At 70.9% G+C, this 20,232-nt stretch carries 20 protein-coding genes; 10 read left to right on the plus strand and 10 right to left on the minus strand.

Annotated elements, in window-relative coordinates; translation table 11 throughout:
* The first annotated feature begins 509 nt into the window (after nt 1-509).
* Nucleotides 510-965, plus strand: coding sequence for a transcriptional regulator NrdR (gene nrdR, locus ACIBK9_RS36335; RefSeq protein WP_103955744.1), 456 nt, complete (start codon nt 510-512; stop codon nt 963-965).
* Nucleotides 962-3,781, plus strand: a complete 2,820-nt coding sequence (locus ACIBK9_RS36340) for a vitamin B12-dependent ribonucleotide reductase (protein ID WP_358284177.1) — start codon at nt 962-964, stop codon at nt 3,779-3,781. Before nrdR ends, ACIBK9_RS36340 begins: the two co-directional genes overlap by 4 nt.
* A gap of 89 nt (nt 3,782-3,870) precedes the next feature.
* On the opposite strand, the gene ACIBK9_RS36345 is transcribed toward ACIBK9_RS36340, so the two are convergent.
* Together ACIBK9_RS36345 and ACIBK9_RS36350 are read right to left on the minus strand one after the other, a co-directional pair.
* The gene (locus ACIBK9_RS36345; protein ID WP_397163221.1) at nt 3,871-4,704 is read right to left on the minus strand and encodes a glycerophosphodiester phosphodiesterase; all 834 of its coding nucleotides are present in this window, start codon (nt 4,702-4,704) and stop codon (nt 3,871-3,873) included.
* A gap of 172 nt (nt 4,705-4,876) precedes the next feature.
* Nucleotides 4,877-7,438, minus strand: a complete 2,562-nt coding sequence (locus ACIBK9_RS36350; RefSeq protein ID WP_397163223.1) for a glycosyl hydrolase family 18 protein — start codon at nt 7,436-7,438, stop codon at nt 4,877-4,879.
* A 99-nt stretch (nt 7,439-7,537) separates the two neighbouring features.
* On the opposite strand from ACIBK9_RS36350, the gene ACIBK9_RS36355 reads away from it, so the two are divergent.
* Nucleotides 7,538-8,938: an MFS transporter gene (locus ACIBK9_RS36355; protein ID WP_397163225.1), complete on the plus strand. Its 1,401-nt coding sequence runs from the start codon at nt 7,538-7,540 to the stop codon at nt 8,936-8,938.
* Here the strand turns inward: ACIBK9_RS36355 and ACIBK9_RS36360 are convergent.
* The 3 genes from ACIBK9_RS36360 to ACIBK9_RS36370 are packed head-to-tail and all read right to left on the minus strand — an operon-like array spanning nt 8,889 to nt 10,293.
* The gene (locus ACIBK9_RS36360; protein ID WP_397163226.1) at nt 8,889-9,371 is read right to left on the minus strand and encodes a pyridoxamine 5'-phosphate oxidase family protein; all 483 of its coding nucleotides are present in this window, start codon (nt 9,369-9,371) and stop codon (nt 8,889-8,891) included. The genes ACIBK9_RS36355 and ACIBK9_RS36360 overlap by 50 nt on opposite strands.
* A 29-nt stretch (nt 9,372-9,400) precedes the next feature.
* Nucleotides 9,401-9,799 (minus strand): ester cyclase, encoded by a 399-nt coding sequence (locus ACIBK9_RS36365; RefSeq protein ID WP_397163228.1) that lies wholly within the window; start codon nt 9,797-9,799, stop codon nt 9,401-9,403.
* A 29-nt stretch (nt 9,800-9,828) separates the two neighbouring features.
* A complete protein-coding gene (locus tag ACIBK9_RS36370) occupies nt 9,829-10,293 on the minus strand; it encodes a hypothetical protein (protein ID WP_397163230.1) in 465 nt (154 codons plus the stop codon).
* Between the two features lie 117 nt (nt 10,294-10,410).
* On the opposite strand from ACIBK9_RS36370, the gene ACIBK9_RS36375 reads away from it, so the two are divergent.
* Together ACIBK9_RS36375 and ACIBK9_RS36380 are read left to right on the plus strand one after the other, a co-directional pair.
* Nucleotides 10,411-11,616: an amidohydrolase gene (locus ACIBK9_RS36375; RefSeq protein ID WP_397163232.1), complete on the plus strand. Its 1,206-nt coding sequence runs from the start codon at nt 10,411-10,413 to the stop codon at nt 11,614-11,616.
* A 75-nt stretch (nt 11,617-11,691) separates the two neighbouring features.
* Nucleotides 11,692-12,777 carry a PrsW family intramembrane metalloprotease gene (locus ACIBK9_RS36380; protein ID WP_364329272.1) on the plus strand — a complete coding sequence of 362 codons (1,086 nt, stop codon included), beginning with the start codon at nt 11,692-11,694 and terminating at the stop codon, nt 12,775-12,777.
* A gap of 36 nt (nt 12,778-12,813) precedes the next feature.
* On the opposite strand, the gene ACIBK9_RS36385 is transcribed toward ACIBK9_RS36380, so the two are convergent.
* The gene (locus ACIBK9_RS36385) at nt 12,814-14,157 is read right to left on the minus strand and encodes an MFS transporter (protein WP_397163233.1); all 1,344 of its coding nucleotides are present in this window, start codon (nt 14,155-14,157) and stop codon (nt 12,814-12,816) included.
* A 46-nt stretch (nt 14,158-14,203) separates the two neighbouring features.
* Between ACIBK9_RS36385 and ACIBK9_RS36390 the strand changes: the two genes are divergently transcribed.
* Complete coding sequence (locus ACIBK9_RS36390) at nt 14,204-14,722, plus strand: helix-turn-helix domain-containing protein (RefSeq protein WP_358284201.1); 519 nt, start codon at nt 14,204-14,206, stop codon at nt 14,720-14,722.
* A gap of 34 nt (nt 14,723-14,756) precedes the next feature.
* The gene (locus ACIBK9_RS36395) at nt 14,757-15,377 is read left to right on the plus strand and encodes a pyridoxamine 5'-phosphate oxidase family protein (RefSeq protein WP_387663581.1); all 621 of its coding nucleotides are present in this window, start codon (nt 14,757-14,759) and stop codon (nt 15,375-15,377) included.
* A 65-nt stretch (nt 15,378-15,442) separates the two neighbouring features.
* Here ACIBK9_RS36395 and ACIBK9_RS36400 read toward each other — a convergent pair whose 3' ends face one another.
* The 3 genes from ACIBK9_RS36400 to ACIBK9_RS36410 form a co-directional block, all read right to left on the minus strand.
* Nucleotides 15,443-15,616 carry a hypothetical protein gene (locus ACIBK9_RS36400; RefSeq protein ID WP_352357779.1) on the minus strand — a complete coding sequence of 58 codons (174 nt, stop codon included), beginning with the start codon at nt 15,614-15,616 and terminating at the stop codon, nt 15,443-15,445.
* A gap of 310 nt (nt 15,617-15,926) precedes the next feature.
* Nucleotides 15,927-16,373, minus strand: coding sequence for a carboxymuconolactone decarboxylase family protein (locus ACIBK9_RS36405; RefSeq protein WP_397163236.1), 447 nt, complete (start codon nt 16,371-16,373; stop codon nt 15,927-15,929).
* 80 nt (nt 16,374-16,453) lie between these two features.
* Nucleotides 16,454-16,903 carry a hypothetical protein gene (locus ACIBK9_RS36410; protein WP_387663585.1) on the minus strand — a complete coding sequence of 150 codons (450 nt, stop codon included), beginning with the start codon at nt 16,901-16,903 and terminating at the stop codon, nt 16,454-16,456.
* Between the two features lie 79 nt (nt 16,904-16,982).
* On the opposite strand from ACIBK9_RS36410, the gene ACIBK9_RS36415 reads away from it, so the two are divergent.
* Together ACIBK9_RS36415 and ACIBK9_RS36420 are read left to right on the plus strand one after the other, a co-directional pair.
* Nucleotides 16,983-18,089, plus strand: a complete 1,107-nt coding sequence (locus tag ACIBK9_RS36415) for an MFS transporter (protein ID WP_397163238.1) — start codon at nt 16,983-16,985, stop codon at nt 18,087-18,089.
* Nucleotides 18,090-18,168: 79 nt separating this feature from the next.
* The gene (locus ACIBK9_RS36420) at nt 18,169-18,420 is read left to right on the plus strand and encodes a hypothetical protein (RefSeq protein ID WP_352326656.1); all 252 of its coding nucleotides are present in this window, start codon (nt 18,169-18,171) and stop codon (nt 18,418-18,420) included.
* A gap of 10 nt (nt 18,421-18,430) precedes the next feature.
* On the opposite strand, the gene ACIBK9_RS36425 is transcribed toward ACIBK9_RS36420, so the two are convergent.
* Nucleotides 18,431-19,528: a winged helix DNA-binding domain-containing protein gene (locus tag ACIBK9_RS36425; protein ID WP_397163241.1), complete on the minus strand. Its 1,098-nt coding sequence runs from the start codon at nt 19,526-19,528 to the stop codon at nt 18,431-18,433.
* Between the two features lie 71 nt (nt 19,529-19,599).
* Here ACIBK9_RS36425 and ACIBK9_RS36430 point away from each other — a divergent pair, with 71 nt between their 5' ends.
* Nucleotides 19,600-20,232: a LysE family translocator gene (locus ACIBK9_RS36430; RefSeq protein ID WP_364329247.1), complete on the plus strand. Its 633-nt coding sequence runs from the start codon at nt 19,600-19,602 to the stop codon at nt 20,230-20,232.

Here is a 20,232-nt window from a genome sequence, read left to right on the forward strand (position 1 = left end):
GGCGAGCAAGGGGGCGCGGTGAGTCGGCCAGGTCGTGGGGAGGGGGGAGGGGCAGGGGCGCAAGCGAAAGGCCGGGGAGGCAGGCGAAGGGCCGGGGTGGGGGTTCCGGGGTGTTTTGTGGGGGTAGGGGAGGGGGCTTCGGGGGTGGTGGGAGGTGGGGGGAGGCTGTGGGCTCCGGTACCTTTGTGGGGCCTGTTTGGGCTGGTCGCCGTCGGGTGCGAGGGGGCCGGTCGGGCGAGGCGCGCGAGGGGCCGGCCGGGGCGACACGCCCGGGGCCCGTGTGACGCGGGGGCTGATCAGCGACTTCAGCTCCACGGTGTTGCTCAACTTGCGTTCATGGTCGCGCGCTTCTACGGTTGGACCACAACATCTAGTAGTTACACCGATGTCGGTTCACCACACCTTGTGTTTCCGTGACCGCACCATGGCAAGCCGTGGGGCGTGCGCGAGCGTACCGCGGCGAGGGTTTTACGCGTGTGGTGGGCCAGGCGGGTCGAGGAGGCGAAGCCGTGCACTGTCCGTTCTGTCGCCACCCTGACACCAGGGTCATCGACAGCCGGTCCACGGACGACGGCGCGGCCATCAGGCGCCGGCGCACCTGTCCCGAGTGCGGGCGCAGGTTCACCACGCAGGAGACCGTCCTGCTGATGGTGAGCAAGCGTAGCGGGGTGACGGAGCCGTTCTCGCGGGACAAGGTCGTCGCGGGCGTGCGGCGGGCCTGTCAGGGCAGGCCGGTCAGCGAGGACTCGCTGGCCCAGCTCGGGCAGCGGGTAGAGGAGGCCATCCGGGCCAAGGGCGCGGCCGAGCTGCCGTCGAACGAGGTGGGCCTGGCGATCCTCGGCCCGCTCCGGGAGCTGGACGAGGTGGCCTACCTGCGATTCGCATCGGTTTATCGCGGTTTCGAGAGCCTGGCGGACTTCGAGGCCGAGATCTCACAGTTGAAGGCGGAGAAGGGGGAGTCATGACGGACACGGCCAGCGGTTCAGTGGCGCGCGGGGGTAAGCGGCCGCGTAAGGGGCTGAGGATGAAGCGGATCTTCACGAAGCCCGGCGTGCACCCGTATGACGAGGTCCAGTGGGAGCGCCGTGACGTCGTGATGACGAACTGGCGCGACGGCTCGATCAACTTCGAGCAGCGGGGTGTCGAGTTCCCCGAGTTCTGGTCGGTGAACGCGGCCAACATCGTGACGACCAAGTACTTCCGCGGCGCCGTCGGCACGCCGCAGCGCGAGTGGAGCCTGAAGCAGCTCGTCGACCGGGTGGTCGGCGTCTACACCCGCACGGGCGTCGAGCACGGCTACTTCGCCAGCGACGAGGACGCCGAGATCTTCGACCACGAGCTCAAGCACGCGCTGGTCCACCAGGTCTTCGCGTTCAACTCGCCGGTCTGGTTCAACGTGGGCACCGCCTCGCCGCAGCAGGTCAGCGCCTGTTTCATCCTCTCCGTGGACGACCAGATGGAGTCGATCCTGGAGTGGTACAAGGAAGAGGGCGTGATCTTCAAGGGCGGTTCGGGGTCGGGCGTCAACCTGTCCCGCATCCGTTCGTCCAAGGAACTGCTCTCCAGCGGCGGCACGGCCAGCGGGCCGGTCAGCTTCATGCGCGGCGCGGACGCCTCCGCGGGCACGATCAAGTCGGGCGGCGCGACGCGCCGGGCGGCCAAGATGGTCGTGCTCGACGTCGACCACCCCGACATCGAGGAGTTCATCGAGACCAAGGCGCGCGAGGAGGACAAGGTCCGCGCGCTGCGTGACGCCGGTTTCGACATGGACCTGGGCGGCAAGGACATCGTCTCCGTCCAGTACCAGAACGCCAACAACTCGGTGCGCGTCTCCGACGAGTTCATGCGCGCGGTGGAGAAGGGCGACCAGTTCGGCCTGCGTGCCCGCCTGACCGGCGAGGTCATCGAGAAGGTCGACGCCAAGGACCTGTTCCGCAAGATGGCCAAGGCCGCCTGGGAGTGCGCCGACCCGGGCGTGCAGTACGACGACACGATCAACGACTGGCACACCACGCCGGAGACCGGCCGGATCACCGCCAGCAACCCGTGCTCGGAGTACGTGCACCTGGACAACTCCTCGTGCAACCTGGCCAGCATCAACCTGCTGAAGTTCCTGAAGGACGACAACACCTTCAACGTCGCCGACTTCGTCAAGCTGACCGAGCTGATCATCACCGCGATGGACATCTCGATCACCTTCGCCGACTTCCCGACCGAGAAGATCGGCGAGACCACGCGGGCCTACCGCCAGCTCGGCATCGGCTACGCCAACCTGGGCGCGCTGCTCATGGCCACGGGCCACGCCTACGACTCCGACGGCGGCCGCGCGGTGGCCGGGGCGATCACGTCGCTGATGACCGGTGTGTCCTACCGGCGCAGCGCCGAGCTGGCCGGGGTGGTGGGCGCGTACGACGGTTACGCCCGCAACGCCGAGCCGCACAAGCGGGTCATGCGCAAGCACGCCGCCGCCAACGACAACCTGCGCACGGTCGGCACCATGGACGCGAAGATCCACGCCGAGGCGTCGCGCCAGTGGTCGGAGTGCCTGAAGGTCGGCGAGAAGAACGGCTACCGCAACGCCCAGGCCAGCCTGCTCGCCCCCACCGGCACCATCGGCCTGATGATGGACTGCGACACCACCGGCATCGAGCCCGACCTCGCGCTGGTCAAGTTCAAGAAGCTGGTCGGCGGCGGCTCGATGCAGATCGTCAACCAGACGATCCCGCGGGCGCTCAAGCAGCTCGGCTACCAGCAGGAGCAGATCGAGGCCATCGTCGAGTACATCGGCGAGCACAGCCACGTCGTCGACGCCCCCGGCCTGCGCAAGGAGCACTACGAGGTGTTCGACTGCGCGATGGGCGAGCGGGCCATCGCGCCGATGGGCCACGTGCGGATGATGGCGGCGACCCAGCCGTTCCTGTCCGGCGCGATCTCCAAGACGGTCAACCTGCCGGAGTCGGCCACGATCGACGACATCGAGCAGGTCTACCTGGAGGGCTGGAAGCTCGGCCTGAAGGCGCTGGCCGTCTACCGCGACAACTGCAAGGTCGGCCAGCCGCTGTCGGCCGGCAACGGCGCCAAGAAGGACGAGCCGAAGGCCGTCGAGGCCGAGCCCGAGGTCAAGGTCATCGAGGTCAACCGGCCGACCCGGCGGCGCATGCCCAACCAGCGTCCCAGCATGACCACCCGCTTCACCGTGGGCGGCGCCAAGGGCTACATGACCGCTTCGTCCTACCCTGACGACGGGCTCGGCGAGGTCTTCCTCAAGATGTCCAAGCAGGGCTCGACGCTGGCGGGCGTCATGGACGCCTTCTCGGTGGCGATCTCCATCGGCCTCCAGTACGGGGTGCCGCTGGAGACGTACATGAGCAAGTTCGTGAACATGCGGTTCGAGCCGGCGGGCATGACGGACGACCCGGACATCCGGATGGCCACGTCGGTGATGGACTACATCTTCCGCCGCCTGGCCCTCGACCACCTGCCCTACGACGAGCGGGCGGCGCTCGGCATCTTCTCGGCGGCCGAGCGCGCCGCGCAGCAGCGCGGCGAGGACCCGGCGGCGCTGCCGGAGGCGGTCGACCGGGAGGCGCTGGCCCAGTCGGCGCCCATCGAGAAGCCCAAGGAGGAGCCGAAGGAGGAGCCGGTCCGGGAGCTGACGCTGGAGAGCCACCAGCGCTTCACCGCCGACGCGCCGCTCTGCATGACCTGCGGCACCAAGATGCGGCCGGCCGGAAGCTGCTACGTCTGCGAGGGCTGCGGCTCGACCAGCGGCTGCAGCTGATCCACGCTGAACTGAGATGAGGGGGCCCGGGAACGGGCCCCCTCATCGGCTTTCCGGGGGTCGGGTTCCCATCAGGCAGGTGTTCGGGGTCAGGTTCCGGTCAGCAGGTCGCGCAGGATGTCGGGTTTGTCGGTGATGATGCCGTCCACCTGGTACGTCAGCAGGCGTTGCATGATGTCGGGGCTGTCGACCGTCCAGGCGAAGACCTTCATGCCGTGCTCGTGGGCCAGCTTCACGTATGAAGGGGTGAGCGCGGCGTACGGCGGGTTGACATGGTCGGCGAACCTGGCCAGGCCGGGCAGCGCGGCGGCGCTCGGCGTGCCGAGCAGCCCGATCGGCACGTCGGGCAGCAGCCGGTGGAAGGCGCGCATCGAGTCCCAGTCGAACGACTGAACCACCAGCCGCCCCGGCGCGAGCCAGGAGGGCTCGGCGCGCAGCGCGCGGACGATGCGGGCCTCGATGCCGGGGTAGAGCTTCGGCTCCTTGACCTCCAGCAGCATGCCGGCGCGGGACCCGGCCGTCGCGCGCAGCGCCTCCTGCAAAGTCGGCACCCGCTCGCCGGTGTACTCCCGGTCGAACCACGAGCCCGCGTCCAGCCTGCGGATCTGCGCGAGCGTGAGGTCGCGCACCCGCCAGGGCGCAAGGCCGGGCAGGGCGCGCTCGGCGTCGGTGGTGCGGGCGAGGGTGGTGTCGTGCATCAGGACCAGCTCGTGGTCCTTGGTCTCCTGGACGTCCAGCTCGAACAGGTCGGCCCCCTGGCGGGCGGCGAGCTGGAAGGCTGCGACGGTGTTCTCCGGCGCGTACGCCGAGGCACCCCGATGGGCGACGTTGTTGACCACTGTGGTCACAGCGGCGGCGGCGGTGGGCGGGGAGGCCAGGGGGAGGAGGGCGAGGGGCAGGAACAGGGCGAGTCGCCGCAACATGGATCTCCTCGGTGGGGGAGAGACCGACACCCCCGACCATGACCAGCAAGGATGACCGTGAGTTGAGGGCAGAGTAACGCAGCGGTGCCCATCCGATGAGGCTTCGACACGCGGACATGCCTGAGGGCGGGCCGCCCGCGGCGGCCCGCCCTCAGCTGTCACCGAACCTGGGTTACTTCAGGCCGGCGTCCAGCGCGGTGGTGAGGACGCCCGGATCGCCGGACATCTCCCAGATCATCGCGCCCAGCAGGCCCTTGCTCTTCAGCCAGGCCGTCTTCTTGCCGATCGACCAGGCGTCGTCGAACGTCCACCACTGCCCGTTGTTGCCGGTGTAGCAGTAGGTGGCGACGGCGACCTCGTCGTGGCGGATCGTGCAGCCGGGCACCATGGCGAGCAGGTTGCTGTAGCCGCGCGTGCCCGCCTCCTCCTGGAACTGGCCGGGAGCGGCGCCGTGCGCGTCCTGCCACTCGCCCGCCTTGCCGCCGTCGGTCACCTGCTGCCAGCCGCGGCCGTAGTAGGCCAGGCCGATGGTCAGCTTGCGCGGGTTGACGCCGGCCTGGAGGTAGACGTCCACGGCCTTCTCGACGCTGAAGTCCGGGTTGTACGGGCTGTCCGCGTCGAGGTACAGGTTGCCCTGGTGGCCGGTGCGGTTCGGCTCCCAGGAGTTGTCGCTGCCCGCGCCGTGGAAGTCGTAGCCCTGGATGTTGAAGATGTCCAGCGACTTGGCGACCTCGGGCAGGTCCCAGCCGGCGGCGATCTTGGCCGGGTCGGCCGGGGTGAACGCCGTGAGCTGGTACCGCTTGCCGGTCGTCGTCGTCAGCGCGTCGAGCTGGCGGCGGAACTCGGCGATCAGCAGCGTGTTGTTGGCCTTGTCGTTCTGGCCGATGTGGTTGCCCGCGTGCCCCTCGGCGCCCGGCCACTCCCAGTCGAGGTCGATGCCGTCGAAGATGCCCGCGGCCGTGCCCGGACCGCCCTTGCCGTTGTAGTCGGGCAGGTTGCCCTTGATGTAGGTGTCGATGCAGGAGGAGACGAACTTCTTGCGGGAGGCGTCGGTCGCCGCCACGTCGGAGAAGTACTTGGAGTACGTCCAGCCGCCGAGCGAGATCAGCACCTTGAGGTTCGGGTACTTCGCCTTGAGCTTCTTGAGCTGGTTGAAGTTGCCCTGCAGCTTCTCCCAGCCGGTGTCGGCGACCCCGTCGACCGACTGGGCGGAGCTGAACGGCCTGCCGTAGTCGGCCTCGGCGTCACCGGCGCCGTCGCCCTGGTTCGGGTCCTGCGGGTCGGACGTGGTGCCCTTGGTGACGCCCTGCAGGCAGGTCAGGTTCTTGGGGTCGATGTTGGCGAAGGCGTAGTTGATGTGGGTCAGCTTCGCCGCGGCCCCGGTGGTGTCCAGGTTGCGGACGAAGTACTGCCGGCCGTAGATGCCCCACTGGACGAAGTAGCCGACGCGGGCGTACCCGGTCTCGACGATGTCCGACGTCGTCACCTTCACGGGGGTGGAGGCGGCCGAGAGGTTGTCGTACAGGTCGCGGGCCTTGACCGTGAAGGAGTACTCGGTCGAGGGGGACAGGCCGGAGACGACCGCCGTCGTGCCCGTGACGGTCGTGGCCAGGGTCGAGCCGGCGAAGACGTCGTAGTTGGCCACGCCGGTGTTGTCGGTGGAGGCCGTCCAGGCCAGCGTGACGCTGCTGGAGGTCTTGGCCGTGCTGCGCAGTCCCGACGGCACCGACGGCGCCTGCGAGTCGTCGGCCGGGTTGCGGGTGGTCACCTTCAGCGGCGCGGAGGCGGCCGACAGGGTGCCCTTGCGGTCCTTGGCCTTGACGGTGAACGTGTACTCGGTGTTCGGCGTCAGGCCGGAGACCGTGCCGGAGGTCTCGGTGACCGAGGCGGCCAGGGCGGAGCCGTTGTAGATCTCGTACCCGACGATGGGCAGGCTGCCCTGGGTGGCGGCGTCCCAGGCGAGGGAGACCGTCTTGGTGGTCTTGACCGGCGAGCGCAGGTTCCCGGGGGCGCCGGGCGGCGCGTCGGGGGTGCCGTCGCAGTTGACGTCGTTGATCCGGCAGCTCGTCGGCTCGGCGTTGGCCGTGCTCACGGTGAAGCTCGGGCTGTAGGGCTCGGTGGTCGCGCCGGCGTTCACGGTGGTGTTGTAGTGGACGGGGGTCAGGGTGACGGTCCGCCCGCTCTGGGTGAGTGAGCCGTTCTGGGCGTTGCTCGCGGTGACGCCCGCGGGCAGCTCGAACACGATCGACCAGCCGTTCAGCGCGGTGGTGCTGTTGTTGGCGACGATGAACTTGGCCGAGGTGCCGTTGACGTCGTACGTGGCGCTGACCGGCGGCTTGGCGGGCGGGTCACCGCCGGTGCCGTCGCAGTTGGCGCCGTTGATCAGGCAGCTCGTCGGCTGGACGGCCGAGCTCAGCGTCACCTTGGGGCTGTAGGGTTCGGTGTTCTTCCCCGCCTGCACGGTGTTGATGTAGAAAGCGGGGGTGAGCGTCACCTTGGTGCCGTTCTGGCGGATGGTGGCGTTCTGGGGGTTGCTCGCGGTGACCCCGGACGGCAGCTCGAAGACGATCGACCAGCCGCTGACGGCGGTCGTGCCCGGGTTGCTCACCAGGAAGGTGCCGGTGTTCCCGGAGAGGGAGAACGTGGCGATGAGGCGGCTCGCGGCCTGTGCGGGAAGGGTGCACATGCCGATGATCACGAGGACGGCGATCAGGGGGGTGACTAATCGGCGCACGTCAAGGACCTTTCTTTAAAGAAAGTTTCCTAACAATTACGCGGATCGTAAGCCCCTCCCACTCAACTTGCAAGAGCCTGTCTGATCTAGCCTGACAAGATGCGAGGGGTGCTGCCGGTCCTGCTGTCGGCGTGGTTCATGGCCCAGTTCGACTTCTTCGTGGTCAACGTGGCCGCGCCGGCCATCGAGCACGACCTGAGCGCCGGTCCGGCCGCCCTGGAGCTGATCGTGGCCGGGTACGCCTTCACGTACGCGGCCGGCATGATCACCGGCGGCCGGCTCGGCGACCGCCACGGCTACCGGCGGCTGTTCGTCCTCGGCGTGGCCGGGTTCACCGTCGCCTCGGTGTTGTGCGGCCTCGCGCCCGGCGCCGCCTGGCTGGTCGCCGCCCGGCTGCTCCAGGGCCTGGCCGGCGCCGTCATGGTGCCCCAGGTGCTGGCCATGATCTCGGCCGTCTACCCGCCGGAGCGCCGCGGCCGCGCCCTCGGCTGGTACGGCGCCGCCGGCGGCCTCGGCTCCATCGCCGGCCAGGTGCTCGGTGGCCTGCTGCTCACCGCCGACGTGTTCGGCCTGGGCTGGCGGGTGATCTTCCTGATCAACCTGCCGGTCGGGCTGGTCGTCGTGCCGCTGGCCCGGTGGCTGCTGCCCGAGGCCGATCCGCACAAGCCCGTCGCGTTCGACCTGCCGGGCGCGGCGGGTCTGGCCGCCGGGCTGGCGCTGCTGCTGGTGCCGCTCGGCCTCGGCAACAGCCTGGGCTGGCCCGCCTGGACGTGGGCCGCCATGGCGGCGAGCGCGCCGGTGTTCGCGCTGACCTGGTGGTGGCAGCGGACGCTGGCCGCCCGGGGCGGGCAGCCGGTGCTCGACCTCGGCCTGCTCAAGGTCCACTCCTACCTGGCGGGCGTCGGGGCGATCGTCGCGTTCATGGCGTACTTCGCCTCGTTCATGTTCACGCTGACGCTGCTGCTGCAGAGCGGGCTCGGGCTCACCGCGTTCCAGGCGGGCCTGGCCTTCGCGCCGATGGGCGTGCTGTTCACCGTGACCTCGCTGCTCGGCACCCGCCTGGTCGGCCGGTACGGGCTGGTCGTCGTCATGATCGGCGGCCTGGTCACCGCCCTGGGGCTGGCGCTGCTGGTGGCCGGGGCCGGGTGGGGGCTGCCGTACGTCATGGTCGCGCTCATGCTCGTGGGCTCGGGCAACGGCCTGGTCCTGCCGCGGCTCATCGGCGCGGCGCTGGTGGAGGTCGCGCCGCACCAGGCCGGCATCGGGTCGGGCGTGCTCAGCACGGCGCAGCAGTTCGCCGGCGCGGGCGGCGTGGCGGTGATCGGGGCGGTCTACTTCGCGGTCGCCGAGGGCGGCCACCACGCGCGGGCCATGCGCTGGTCGGCGGCCATCGACCTGGCGCTGATCCTGCTGGTGGTGGCGATGGTGGCCTACAACCGGCGGCGCGCGGTCAGGGCGTCGGCAGCAGGGCCCCGTAGAGCCGTCTCGCCTGGATCCTGACCACCAGCCGGCGGTCGGCGACCATCCGGTGCAGGAACGCCAGCTCGCCCGCGGCGTCACCGAAGGACGGCTGCATGGCCAGCAGCTCCAGGCCCACCTCGTCACCCGGCCGGTCGCTCACGGGGGACAGCTCGGCCTCGCCCTCGGCGACGGCGTAGGAGCCGAAGTCGTCGCTGGCGACGTAGAGCGCGCAGCGGGGGTCCTGGTGCAGGCGGCGCACCGTCAGCCGGTCGGCGACGGTCGAGATCCGCACCACCCGCCGCGGCGGGTCCCAGGTGTAGACCACCGTGGACAACTGCGGACGGCCGCCGCCGCCGTTCGTGGCGAGCGCGCCGAAGCGCTGGCCGGCGAGCAGCGCCGACAGGTCCTCCTCGGGCAGCTCCAGCGGCTGTGCGCCCATCGAGCCCATCGCCCCCATTGCCTCCTGTGACATCCTTCGACCCCCGTCGTGATGCGAATATGTCAGCCTATCCCGAGTTGCCGGGAGAACGACTGGACGTCGGAGATCACCCAGTATTCGGAGAATCGTCCGTCCGTGGCACGCAGGAGGTCGTGCCCCGAGAAGGAGACGGGGGTGCCCGCCGGGGCGCTCGCGCCGGGCAGGCCGCCCCGGTAGGCGCCGGTGAACGTCCACCGGGCGGCGACCAGGTCGCCGTCGACGGCCGGGCCCACGTCGAGCGTGACCCGGACGTCGTCGAACGGTTCGTGGCCCTGCCGGATCGCCTCGATCAGCCCGTCGGGGCCGTGCACGTCCGCGCCGGGCCAGTGGCCGACGAACTCGGGGGTCACCAGGTCGTGCGCGAGGGGGAAGTCGCCGTTCCACAGTTCGAGCAGCCAGCGCTCGTACAGTTCGGTCAGCATGGCGGCACGACTACCCGCGCGGGAGGCCCCTAGCCGCAGTTGCCCCAGCTGGTACGGCCGCCGCCGGCGATGGACCCGTCGGTCCCCTGGATCGTGCCCCAGAACTTCACGCAGGCGCCCTTGGCCCAGTACTTGACCGGCCCGGCGTACTGCCCGAACTTGCCGGCGTCGATGCGCATGATCGGGTCCTGCTTCTCGTCCTTGACCGGCTTGGGCATGACGGTGAGCCTGGCGCTCATCTGCGTCTTCGAGCCGATGAAGCTGGACTTGATGGTGACCACGCAGTTCTGGCCGGTGCCGCGGTTGTACAGGAGGTAGACCGTGCCGTAGCGCTTGCCGCCCTGGGTCTTGACGGGCTTCGCGCCGCCGGAGACGAGCCCGAAGCCCGATCCGCAGACGCCCTGCGGGGTGCTCGCGGCCGTGGCGTTCGCCGGGGTCGCGAGAACGCCGCTGAGACCGATCGCCGCCGTCAGAAGGATTGCCTTTGCGGGCATGCGCACCAGTACGTCCCTTTCAATTGGCCTTGACTGAAGATCTCGACAAGCATGCCCGAAATCTGGTTATCGGTCCAGGCTTTACGGGGGAAAGCATGGCAACGGTAAGTTGCCGCTATGACTCTCGCCATCATCAACGGATATGTCGTGCCGGTTGACGGAGATCCCATCGAGGGCGGCACGGTTCTGGTCGGCGACGGGAAGATCCTCGCCGTGGGGCGGGACGTGACCATCCCCGACTCCGCCACCGTCGTGGACGCGGACGGCGGCTGGGTGCTGCCCGGTTTCGTCGAGGCGCACGGTCATCTCGGCGTGTACGAGGAGGCCGAGGGCTGGGCGGGCAACGACACCAACGAGATGACCGACCCCAACGGGGCCCGGCTGCGCGCCCTCGACGCCATCAACCCGGCCGACCAGGGCTTCGCCGACGCGCTGTCCGGCGGCGTCACCACGGTCGTGATCAAGCCGGGCTCCGGCAACCCGATCGGCGGCCAGACGGTCGCGGTCAAGTGCTGGGGCAGGTCGGTCGACGAGATGCTGGTCAGAGAGCCGGTGAGCGTCAAGAGCGCGCTGGGGGAGAACCCCAAGCGCGTCTACGGCGACCAGAAGAAGCTGCCCTCCACCCGGCAGGGCGTGGCCGCGGTGATCCGCGACGCCCTCATGAAGGCGCAGGACTACAAGGCGAGGAAGGCCGCGGCCGAGCGCGAGGACAAGCCGTTCGACCGCGACGGCACGCTGGAGATCCTGGTCCGGGTGCTCGACGGCGAGCTGCCGTGGTGCCAGCACGCGCACCGGGCCGACGACATCGCCACCGCGTTGCGCCTGGCCGACGAGTTCGGCCACCGGCTGATCCTCAACCACGGCACCGAGGGCCACCTGCTGGCCGACACGCTGGCCGAGCGGAACGTGCCGGTCATCATCGGCCCGCTGTTCACCAGCCGGTCGAAGGTCGAGCTGCGGCAGCGCGCCCTGCGCAACCCGGGCATCCTCGCGCGGGCCGGGGTCGAGCTGGCGATCACCACCGACCATCCGGTGGTGCCCATCCACTTCCTCGTCCACCAGGCCACCCTCGCCGTCAAGGAAGGGCTCGACCGGGACACCGCGCTGCGCTCGATCACCGTCAACCCCGCCCGCATCATGGGCCTTGACGACCGGGTGGGCTCGCTGCGCCCCGGCCTCGACGGCGACGTGGTGATCTGGTCGGGCGACCCGCTCGACGTGATGAGCCGGGCGCTGAGGGTGTTCATCACCGGGCGTGAGGTGTACTCCTACGTGGACGGGGAATCCGTCGTGGCCGATCCCTATTACCGCGAGTCACGGTGATGTAGGCGACTGTCAAGTGCGCGACGGCCGGGAACGCTCATAGTAGGTGCACTGAGTCGGAGAAAGGCGCCCCCCATGACAGCTCCGCACCCCGCCAGGAGACCCAGCAAGGCGCTCCTGATCGGACTGGTCGTCTCAGGCGTCCTCGCGCTGATCGTCCTCGGTCTCATGCTGCACAAAGGCGGGCCGGTCGGGTTCGGGCTGTCGGCGGTGCTCGGGCTAGCGCCGCTGCCGGTGCTGCTGGCCGCGGTGCTCTCGCTCGACCGGCTGGAGCCGGAGCCGAAGCTGCACCTGGCCTTCGCCTTCGCGTGGGGCGCGGGCCTGGCGATCGTGCTCGGCGTCGGGCTGACGCTGGCCGGACAGGCGCTGTTCCTGCGGGCCGGTTACGGCGCCCAGCTCGTCAACGACGTCGGCACCGTGTTCCTGGCCCCGGTGATCGAGGAGGCGCTGAAGGGGTCGGCGCTGCTGCTGCTCCTGCGCAGGAAGCAGGAGATCGACGGCCTGACCGACGGCATCGTCTACGCCTCCATGGCGGGGCTCGGCTTCGCCGCCGTGGAGAACATCGGCTACTACCTGATCGCGTTCGGCCAGGACGGCACCGGCGCCGCGGTCCGGCTGTTCGTGCTCAGAGGGCTGATCGACCCGCTCGGCCACCCCATCTACACCTCGATGATCGGGCTCGGCGTCGCCTACGCGCTCACCCGCCGCACGCCCGCCAGGTTCGCCGCGATCCCGCTCGGCTACCTGGGCGCGGTCGTCCTGCACGGGCTGTGGAACGGCGCCGCCTCCACCCAGTCGCTGGCCTGGCTGGGCACGGCGTACCTGGTGATCATGGTGGCGCTGGTCCTGCTCATCGTGGTCACCGTCGTCGAACGCCGCCAGCTCGTCTCGAAGATGGGCGTCTACCTGCCCGGCTACGGCCAGACCGGCCTGGTCACGGCGGCGGACCTGAAGATGCTCAGCACGCTCAAGGCCCGCAAGGCGGCCCGCAGGTGGGCCAGGGGCGCCGGGCTCGGCCGCGCGATGAGCGACTACCAGCAGGCGGCGACCGAGCTGACCGTGCTGCACCTGCGGGCCGAACGGCAGGGCATGGACCCGGCCAGGTTCGCCATGGAACGCGACGCCCTGCTCACCTCGATGGCCCACGCCCGCCGCTGGTAGCCGGGACCGGGCTCAGGGCCGGACCCAGCGGCGGGCTCAGGGGCGGGTGAGCACGGCGGCCAGGGCCGTCACCGCCGCCAGCACGATGCAGGCCGCCACCGCGACCGTCGCCCCCCGGTCCACGCCGAACGCGCCGACGACTGCGGCCACGCCGGCCGCGCCCAGGGAGGAGCCGACGTAGCGGGCGGTGTTGTTGGCGCCCGACCCCATGCTGACCCGGTGGGCCGGCACGCTCTCGATCGCCAGGTGGGTGATCGAGGAGTTGATCAGCCCGGACCCGGCGCCGCTCACCACCAGCCCGGCGATGACCAGCGGCAGGTCCAGCGAGCCGCCCACGCCCAGCAGGCCGGCGAACCCGAGCGCGGTCAGGCCGAGGCCGAGGGCCAGCCGGGCGGCGGTGCGCAGGCGTACCAGCCGGGACGCCAGCGACACCGCGAACGACGTGCCCGACCAGAGGCAGAACAGCAGGCCGGTCTGCAGCGGCGTCAGCGCGTGCGCGGTCTGGAGCACGGTCGGCAGGTAGCTGAGCAGACCCACCACCGCCGCCCCCACGACCAGCGCGCCGCCGGTGGCGACCAGGAACACCGGCCGTCCGAACAGCTCCAGGTCGAGCAGCGGCTCCGGACGCCGGCGCTCCACCGACACGAACGCCGCCACCAGTACCGCCGCCAGCGCGAACGCCCCGATCACCACCGGACGCCCCCACCCGGCACGCCCTTCGGTGACCCCCGCGACCAGCGCCCCCACGCCCAGGCTGAGCAGCACCACGCCGGGCACGTCGAACCGGCGCGGGGCGGGGGAGCGCGACTCGGCCAGCAGCCGCGCCGAGGCCACCGCCAGGGCGAGCGCGGCGGCCGACAACACCCAGTAGACCGCCCGCCAGCTCACCGCCGTGGCCAGCACGCCGGAGGCCAGCGGGCCGAGCGCGGTGCCCAGCCCGATCATGGCGCCGTACAGCCCGGTGGCCCGCACCCGCGCGGCGCCCGAGGGGAAGGCGTGGCCGACGATGCCCAGGCTGGCGGCCAGCATCGCCGCGCTCGCCCCGCCCTGCGCCAGCCTGCCCAGCACGAACACCGGCACCGACGTGCTCAGCGCGGCCGCCACCCCGGCGGCGGCCAGCACGGCCGACCCCCACACCAGCACCCGCCTGCGCCCGTGGTCGTCGGCCAGCCCGCCGGAGACCAGCAGCAGCGCCGACAGCCCGAGCGAGATGCCGCCCAGCATCCACACCGGCCCCGTCGGCCCGGCGCCCAGGGACGCGGCCGTCTGCGGCAACGTCACCATCGGCACCGTGTAGTTCGTCAGCACGAGCAGGGGCGCCGAGGACGCCACGGCCAGCGTGCCCGGCCGGACCCGGGTCAGTTCGGTCATTGAACTCATGCGGCGCAACGTATCACGGTTCGGTGAATGAACTAACATGGCTCCCATGGCGCTCGGCAAGAACTACGAAGGCCAGGACTGCTCGCTGGCCAGGGCCCTGGAAGTGATCGGCGAACGGTGGACGCTGCTGGTCGTCCGCGACGCCATGTACGGCGTGCGCCGCTACGGCGACTTCCTCGCCCACCTCGACATCCCGAGGGCGGTCCTGTCCCAGCGGCTCGGGGCGCTGGTCGAGGCCGGCGTGCTGGCCAGGAGCCGCTACCAGGACAACCCGCCCCGCGACGAGTACGTCCTGACCGCCACGGGCCGCGAGTTGTGGGTCCCCATGCTGGCCCTGTCCCAGTGGGGCGAGCGCAACCTCGGCGGGGACGGCCCGCGCCGCCTGTTCCACCACGCCGCCTGCGGCGCCCGGCTCGACCCCGTGTCCCGGTGCCCGTCGTGCGGCACGGCCGTCGGGCTGGAGGACATCGAGGTGCGCCCCGGCCCCGGCCTGACGGACAACCGTGATGATCCGGTCAGCGTTCTGCTCAGGGCACCCCACAGGATGCTTGCTCCGATCTCCTGACAAAATCGGGCGGTACCCCTCGAAAGGAGATCAGATGAGCTGGGCGGAGATCGGGTCCGAGGAGGAGTTGCGGGAACTGCTGGGCGAGGTGATGCCGAGGGCCGTGACCAAGGAGCGGGTCCGGCTGCACGCGCGTGATCGCGACTGGCTGGCGGCCTCCCCGTTCTGCCTGATCGCCACGTCCGATGCCGAGGGCAACTGCGACGTCTCGCCCAAGGGCGACCCGGCCGGGTTCGTCCACGTCATCGACGACACCACGATCGCCATCCCCGACCGTCCGGGCAACCGCCGCGCCGACGGGTTCCTCAACGTGCTGAAGAACCCGCACGTGGGCCTGATCTTCCTGATCCCCGGCCGCAACGAGACCCTGCGCGTGAACGGCCGCGCCCGGCTCGTGCGCGAGGCGCCGTTCTTCGACGAGATGGTCGTCAAGGGCCACCGGCCGCGGCTGGCCCTGGTGGTGGAGATCGAGCAGATCTTCTTCCACTGCGCCAAGGCGTTCCTGCGCTCGCAGCTCTGGACGCCCGACTCCTGGAACCCGTCCGTCCTGCCCTCGCACGCCACTCTGATCAAGGAGGTTCAGGTGGTCGAGGAGACGCTGGAGCAGTTGGAGTCGTACTACGGCGAGGGCTACGCCAAGAGGCTCTACGGCTGAGACCGGACGGCCGGCGGGGGGAGCCGGTCGTGTCGGGCCTCAGCGGTGCGGTGAATCCGTGCGGTTCAGGCGGCCGGCGTCGGTCCGCCGGGGAAGCGGATCACGTTCCGGCCGCTGTAGGCCCTCAGGTCGACCACCTTGGGGTCGGTGGCCTCGGTCCTTCGGCGGCGGACCGCCGCCCGGATGTCGCGGATCTTGTGCCTGGCGATGTGCGGCGGCACCACCGCAAGCCTCTTCATGTGAGCCCCCCGTGATGTTTCTGTTACCTCTGTTATCTACCGATACAGCCGTAAGTTCGCTGTAAAGGGTAGCTAATAGGGCAACTTTCGCCCTGAGGGGGTGCGCAGATCGGGCTCGGCCGACGGATGCGGACGCCTGATGGCCGTCGATTTCGGGACTCTGACACGTTTCACGGTCTTCCCCCTTCCGGGCCGCCGCCGGCTGACGGCGGCTCGGCGGGTGCCGCCACCCGCCTTGCGCGCCAACCTAACCGGGGCTCCCGGGACCGCTCAACGCATGTCTACGGCCTCGCGTGCGGGTGCGCCCGCGTCACGTCCCCGGAACCAGGCGGGCGGTCACGCCGATCCGGTTCCAGGCGTTGATCATCGCGATGGCGACGACGAGGGCGGCGAGCTGCTTGTCGTCATAGTGCTCGGCCGCCTGCTGCCACACCTCGTCCGGCACGGCCTCGCCGCGGTCGGCCAGGCGGGTCGCCTCCTCGGTCAGCGCCAGCGCGGCCCGCTCGGCCGGGGTGAAGACCGTGGCCTCCCGCCAGGCGGCGACCGACCACAGCCGCTCGTCGCTCTCCCCGGCCTTCTTCATGTCCGCGCTGTGCATGTGCACGCAGTAGCCGCAGCCGTTGATCTGGCTGGCCCGCAGCTTGACCAGCTCGATCGTGGCCGCGGGCAGGTCGCTGCCGTGCATGTACGCCTCCACCGCCAGGAACCCCCGGTACGCCTCCGGGGCGAGCTTGGCGATGTCGATGCGCTGGGTCATGGTGATCCTCCCTGTGTCGTCACTTCCATGACACAGGACGAGGTGGCCCGGCGCGATGTGACAGCTCCGGGCCGGTCGTGTCAGCCCCGGCAGTTGCCCCACGAGCCGCGGCCGCCCCACGCCTCGACACGGTTGTCCGGGGTGCGCGTCCAGCCCGCGTACTTCACGCACTTCCAGCTACCGTCGATGTGGCCGGTCTCGGCGTAGAAGCGGTAACGCTGCACGTCCTCGCTGCGGCCGCCGCCGCGGACCTCGATGGAGGCGCCGGTGACCGTAGGGGTGCCGCGGAAGGCGGTCTTGATCGCCGCCACGCAGTTCTTCCCGGCGCTCTTGTTGTACATGAGGTAGACGTGCCCGAACACCTTCCCGTCGCGCGTCTTCATCGCGCGGTGGCCGTCCTGCACCCGGTGGTAGCCCGCGCCGCAGACGCGCTCGGGCGTCTCGGGGGCGGTGGCCGCGGAGGCGGCGGAGGGGGTGGCGGCGAGACCGGCGGCGACCAGGCCGGCCGCGATGACCGTTCGCGTCAGCACGATATTCCCTTCGGCGGGGGATATTAAGGACGTCGTCGATCTTTACCGAGACTTGACCGCAATTCAAGGGGGTTGGTGAATGCCGCTCATCGCGGTGTCCGCCGTCTGGGCGGTGTTCTGGGGGTCCTGGGCGGCTCTGCTGCCTGCCGTGAAGCAGGAGCTCAGCGTCTCGGCGGCGCAGCTCGGCACGGCGCTGAGCGCGGTGCCCGTCGGGGCCCTGCCCGCGATGGCGCTGACCGGTCGGCTGGCCCGCGGGCGCGAGCGCCATGCCCTCATGGCGACGACCGTCCTGTTCGGGCTGGCCGTGGCGGGCCTGGCCGCGGTCACCGCGTACTGGCCGCTCGTGGCCGGGCTGCTGCTGCTCGGCGCGGCCAGCGGGGCGCTCGACGTGGCGCTCAACCTGACCACGGGACGCGTCGAGCGCGAGAGCGGCCGGCGGCTCTTCCAGGCGGTGCACGCGGCCTTCCCGCTCGCGGTCATCGTGGCCGCCCCGCTCACCGGCCTGGCCCGGTCGCTCGGCCTGGACGTCCGGGCCGTGCTGCTGGTGATCGCGGTGCTGGTGGCGGCGACGTCCCTGTCGCTGCCCGCCCTGCCCGTGGGCGGCGGCCGGGCCGCCCCCTCCGGCGACCATCACGCGGGGCGCCGGCTGTGGGGCGTCGCGCTGCTGCTCGGGACGCTGGCCGGATGCGTGCTGGTGATCGAGAACGCCGTCGAGCAGTGGTCGGTGCTCCTGCTGGAGGAGCACCGGGCCGCCACGCCGCTCATGGCGAGCCTGGCTCCCTCGGTCTACATGGCCGCGCTCACGGCCGGCCGGATCGCCGCGCAGACCCTGCCTCCGGTGCCCCTGCGCGCGCTGTACCTGGTCGCCGGGGTGGGCGGCGCGGCCGGGATCGGCCTGGCCGGCCTCGGTGACGGCGTGCCGCTGTCGATGGCGGGCTTCGCCCTGACCGGGCTGGCGCTCGGGCCGCTGGTGCCCGCGCTGCTCAGCCGCTCGGCCGCCGACGACCCGACCGGGACGCTGGTGTGGGGCGTGTCGATGGTCTCCTACGCCGGGTTCGTCGTCAGCCCGCTGCTGGTGGCGGGGCTGACCGGACCGTTCGGGCTGCCCGTCGCGCTCGCCGCGCTGGGCCTCCTGGGGCTGCCGCTGATCGTACGGTTCGTCATCATCGATGGGGACTCGGCGTGAATATGGTGTTTCGTTGGGGAAAGCGCACCGCGGTTCGGGGTATTGCCCCAGGTGATTCGGACGTGAAGAGGGGATCACCATGGCCGTCTGCGACAACTGCGGCAACGACTACGACATGGCCTTCGAGGTGCACGCGCAGGGGGCCGTGCACACCTTCGACTGCTTCCAGTGCGCGATCGAGGCCATGGCGCCGATCTGCGAGCACTGCGGCACCAAGGTCATCGGGCACGGCGTCCAGTCGGGCGAGCACTGGTACTGCTGCGCCCACTGCGCCCGCGAGGAGGGCAACAAGGGCATCGTCGACCGGGTGATGGCGAGCTCGTCCGCCTGACCGGACGGCGTCAGGCCGGGCCCAGCAGCGATCGCACGCGGCTCAGGGCGCGGTCGAGCGCGTCCTGAGGCACCGGCGCGGCCAGGTCGAGGGTGATGGCGCCGTTCTTCGCCTCCCACACACCGGCCACCCGGCCCTCGTGCACCACGACGGGCGAGATCCAGCCCGCCTGGCGGCTGACCTTGGGCTTGAGCGACGGCGGGACGAGCGGGGCGAGCGTCCGCGGCGCCCCCAGGATGAACTGGTCGAAGCCCGGCAGCAGGTGGACCTCCTGCGAGGGCCGGCTGGCGGCCAGGTCGTCGGCGTGCTCGGCCAGCGCGTACAGGGTCGTGCCGTCGTCGGCCCTGACCTCCACCAGCTCCGGGGCCAGGCCCTTGACCCACGCCTTGAGCACCGCCTTCCTGGCCACGCCGCCGAACAGCCAGGTGTCGAACATCTCCGGCGTGGCCGGCCCGTGGGCCCCCAGGAACGCCCGCAGCACCCGCACGCCCGACTCCTCCTGGCCGGGCAGCTCCCCAGGCCAGCCCGGCACCCACGACCGCGGCGCGGTGAAGGTCACCTTGCCCTCGCGGGGCGGCCCGTAGCACAGCTCGCCCAGACGGCTCAGCGGCTTGAGCAGCGCTCCCCATCCGGACGTCAGCGCCTCGCGGAGATGGGCGTCGCCGGTCAGCGCCACGATCGCGTCGACCAGCTCCTCGCGGGTCAGCGGCGCACCCTTCAGCGCCTCGGGAACGGCCTCGATGACGGCCTCGATCTCCGCGGCGGTCACGCCGTGCCCGCGCTGCCAGGAGCCCTTCTCCCAGAAGCGCAACGTGCTCAGCGCCGCGCACAGGCCGGCCAGCTCGTCGGCGGGCACCAGGTGGAGGGTGCCGCGCATGAGCCAGGTCTTGACCAGGGTCCGATCGCTCCACAGGGCCCGGTCGATCTCACCGGGGTCGGGCCGGGAGCTCCTGACCGCCACCGCGAGCTGGGCCGAGGAGGCGACCTGCGCCTGCACCCCGCACAGCCGGCGGGCCACCGACACCGCGTCCGGCCCGTCGGCCGCCGCCACGAACTGCCTGCGCAGCCGCCAGGAGAGGATCTGCGGCCAGGTGAGCTCCATCGTCATGCGTCACTTCTACCGCCTCCCACCGACGTTCCGCACATTGGGCGAAAAAAGGGGATATGAGAGGATCAAGCGTGCCTCTCGACGGTCATCTTCTCGCGCTGTTCGCGGTCACCACCATCGTGGCGATGATCACGCCCGGCCCCGACATGCTGTTCGTCCTGGGCTGCGGGATGCGGGGCGGCCCCAGGGCCGGGCTGCTGGCCACGGCCGGGGTGGCGACCAGCGAGGCGATCCACGTCGCCGTGGCCGCCGCGGGGCTGGCCGCGCTCTTCGCGGCCGTGCCGGTCGCCTTCACCGTCGTACGGATCGGCGGCGCAGCGTACCTGATCTACCTGGGCGTGCGGATGTTGCGGGACCGCAAGGGCGGGGTGAGCGACATGCCCGAGCCGGGCACCGGGATGTCCGGCCGCCGGGCCTACCTGAGCGGCCTGCTGACGAACCTGCTCAACCCCAAGATGGTCACCTTCACCGTCGCCTTCCTCCCGCAGTTCGTCGATCCGGGGCTGGGGCGGATGTGGCTGCAGTTCGCCGTGCTCGGCGCCGTCCTGATCGCCTTCGAGTTCGTCGTGGACGGCGCGGTGGGCGTGCTGGCCGGGCGCATCGGCGGATGGCTGCGCCGCAGCGCCGTCGCCCGCCGCCGGGTGAACACGGCGACGGGCGGCATCTTCGTCGGGCTCGGCGTGAAGCTCGCCGTGGAGCGTTGA

It is taken from the genome of Nonomuraea sp. NPDC050227 (assembly GCF_044459705.1).
Classification (GTDB): Bacteria; Actinomycetota; Actinomycetes; order Streptosporangiales; family Streptosporangiaceae; genus Nonomuraea.

Coding starts and splice junctions, on each gene's coding strand:
- ACIBK9_RS36365 (WP_397163228.1), bottom strand. CDS start 9,799: ATGCTGACCGAACTGTACGAGCGCTGGCTGCTCGAACTGTGGAACGGC.
- ACIBK9_RS36395 (WP_387663581.1), top strand. CDS start 14,757: ATGAGCTGGGCGGAGATCGGGTCCGAGGAGGAGTTGCGGGAACTGCTG.
- ACIBK9_RS36405 (WP_397163236.1), bottom strand. CDS start 16,373: ATGACCCAGCGCATCGACATCGCCAAGCTCGCCCCGGAGGCGTACCGG.
- ACIBK9_RS36360 (WP_397163226.1), bottom strand. CDS start 9,371: ATGTCACAGGAGGCAATGGGGGCGATGGGCTCGATGGGCGCACAGCCG.
- ACIBK9_RS36375 (WP_397163232.1), top strand. CDS start 10,411: ATGACTCTCGCCATCATCAACGGATATGTCGTGCCGGTTGACGGAGAT.
- ACIBK9_RS36370 (WP_397163230.1), bottom strand. CDS start 10,293: ATGCCCGCAAAGGCAATCCTTCTGACGGCGGCGATCGGTCTCAGCGGC.
- ACIBK9_RS36425 (WP_397163241.1), bottom strand. CDS start 19,528: ATGACGATGGAGCTCACCTGGCCGCAGATCCTCTCCTGGCGGCTGCGC.
- ACIBK9_RS36390 (WP_358284201.1), top strand. CDS start 14,204: ATGGCGCTCGGCAAGAACTACGAAGGCCAGGACTGCTCGCTGGCCAGG.
- ACIBK9_RS36380 (WP_364329272.1), top strand. CDS start 11,692: ATGACAGCTCCGCACCCCGCCAGGAGACCCAGCAAGGCGCTCCTGATC.
- ACIBK9_RS36345 (WP_397163221.1), bottom strand. CDS start 4,704: ATGTTGCGGCGACTCGCCCTGTTCCTGCCCCTCGCCCTCCTCCCCCTG.
- ACIBK9_RS36340 (WP_358284177.1), top strand. CDS start 962: ATGACGGACACGGCCAGCGGTTCAGTGGCGCGCGGGGGTAAGCGGCCG.
- ACIBK9_RS36400 (WP_352357779.1), bottom strand. CDS start 15,616: ATGAAGAGGCTTGCGGTGGTGCCGCCGCACATCGCCAGGCACAAGATC.
- ACIBK9_RS36415 (WP_397163238.1), top strand. CDS start 16,983: ATGCCGCTCATCGCGGTGTCCGCCGTCTGGGCGGTGTTCTGGGGGTCC.
- ACIBK9_RS36355 (WP_397163225.1), top strand. CDS start 7,538: ATGCGAGGGGTGCTGCCGGTCCTGCTGTCGGCGTGGTTCATGGCCCAG.
- ACIBK9_RS36420 (WP_352326656.1), top strand. CDS start 18,169: ATGGCCGTCTGCGACAACTGCGGCAACGACTACGACATGGCCTTCGAG.
- ACIBK9_RS36385 (WP_397163233.1), bottom strand. CDS start 14,157: ATGAGTTCAATGACCGAACTGACCCGGGTCCGGCCGGGCACGCTGGCC.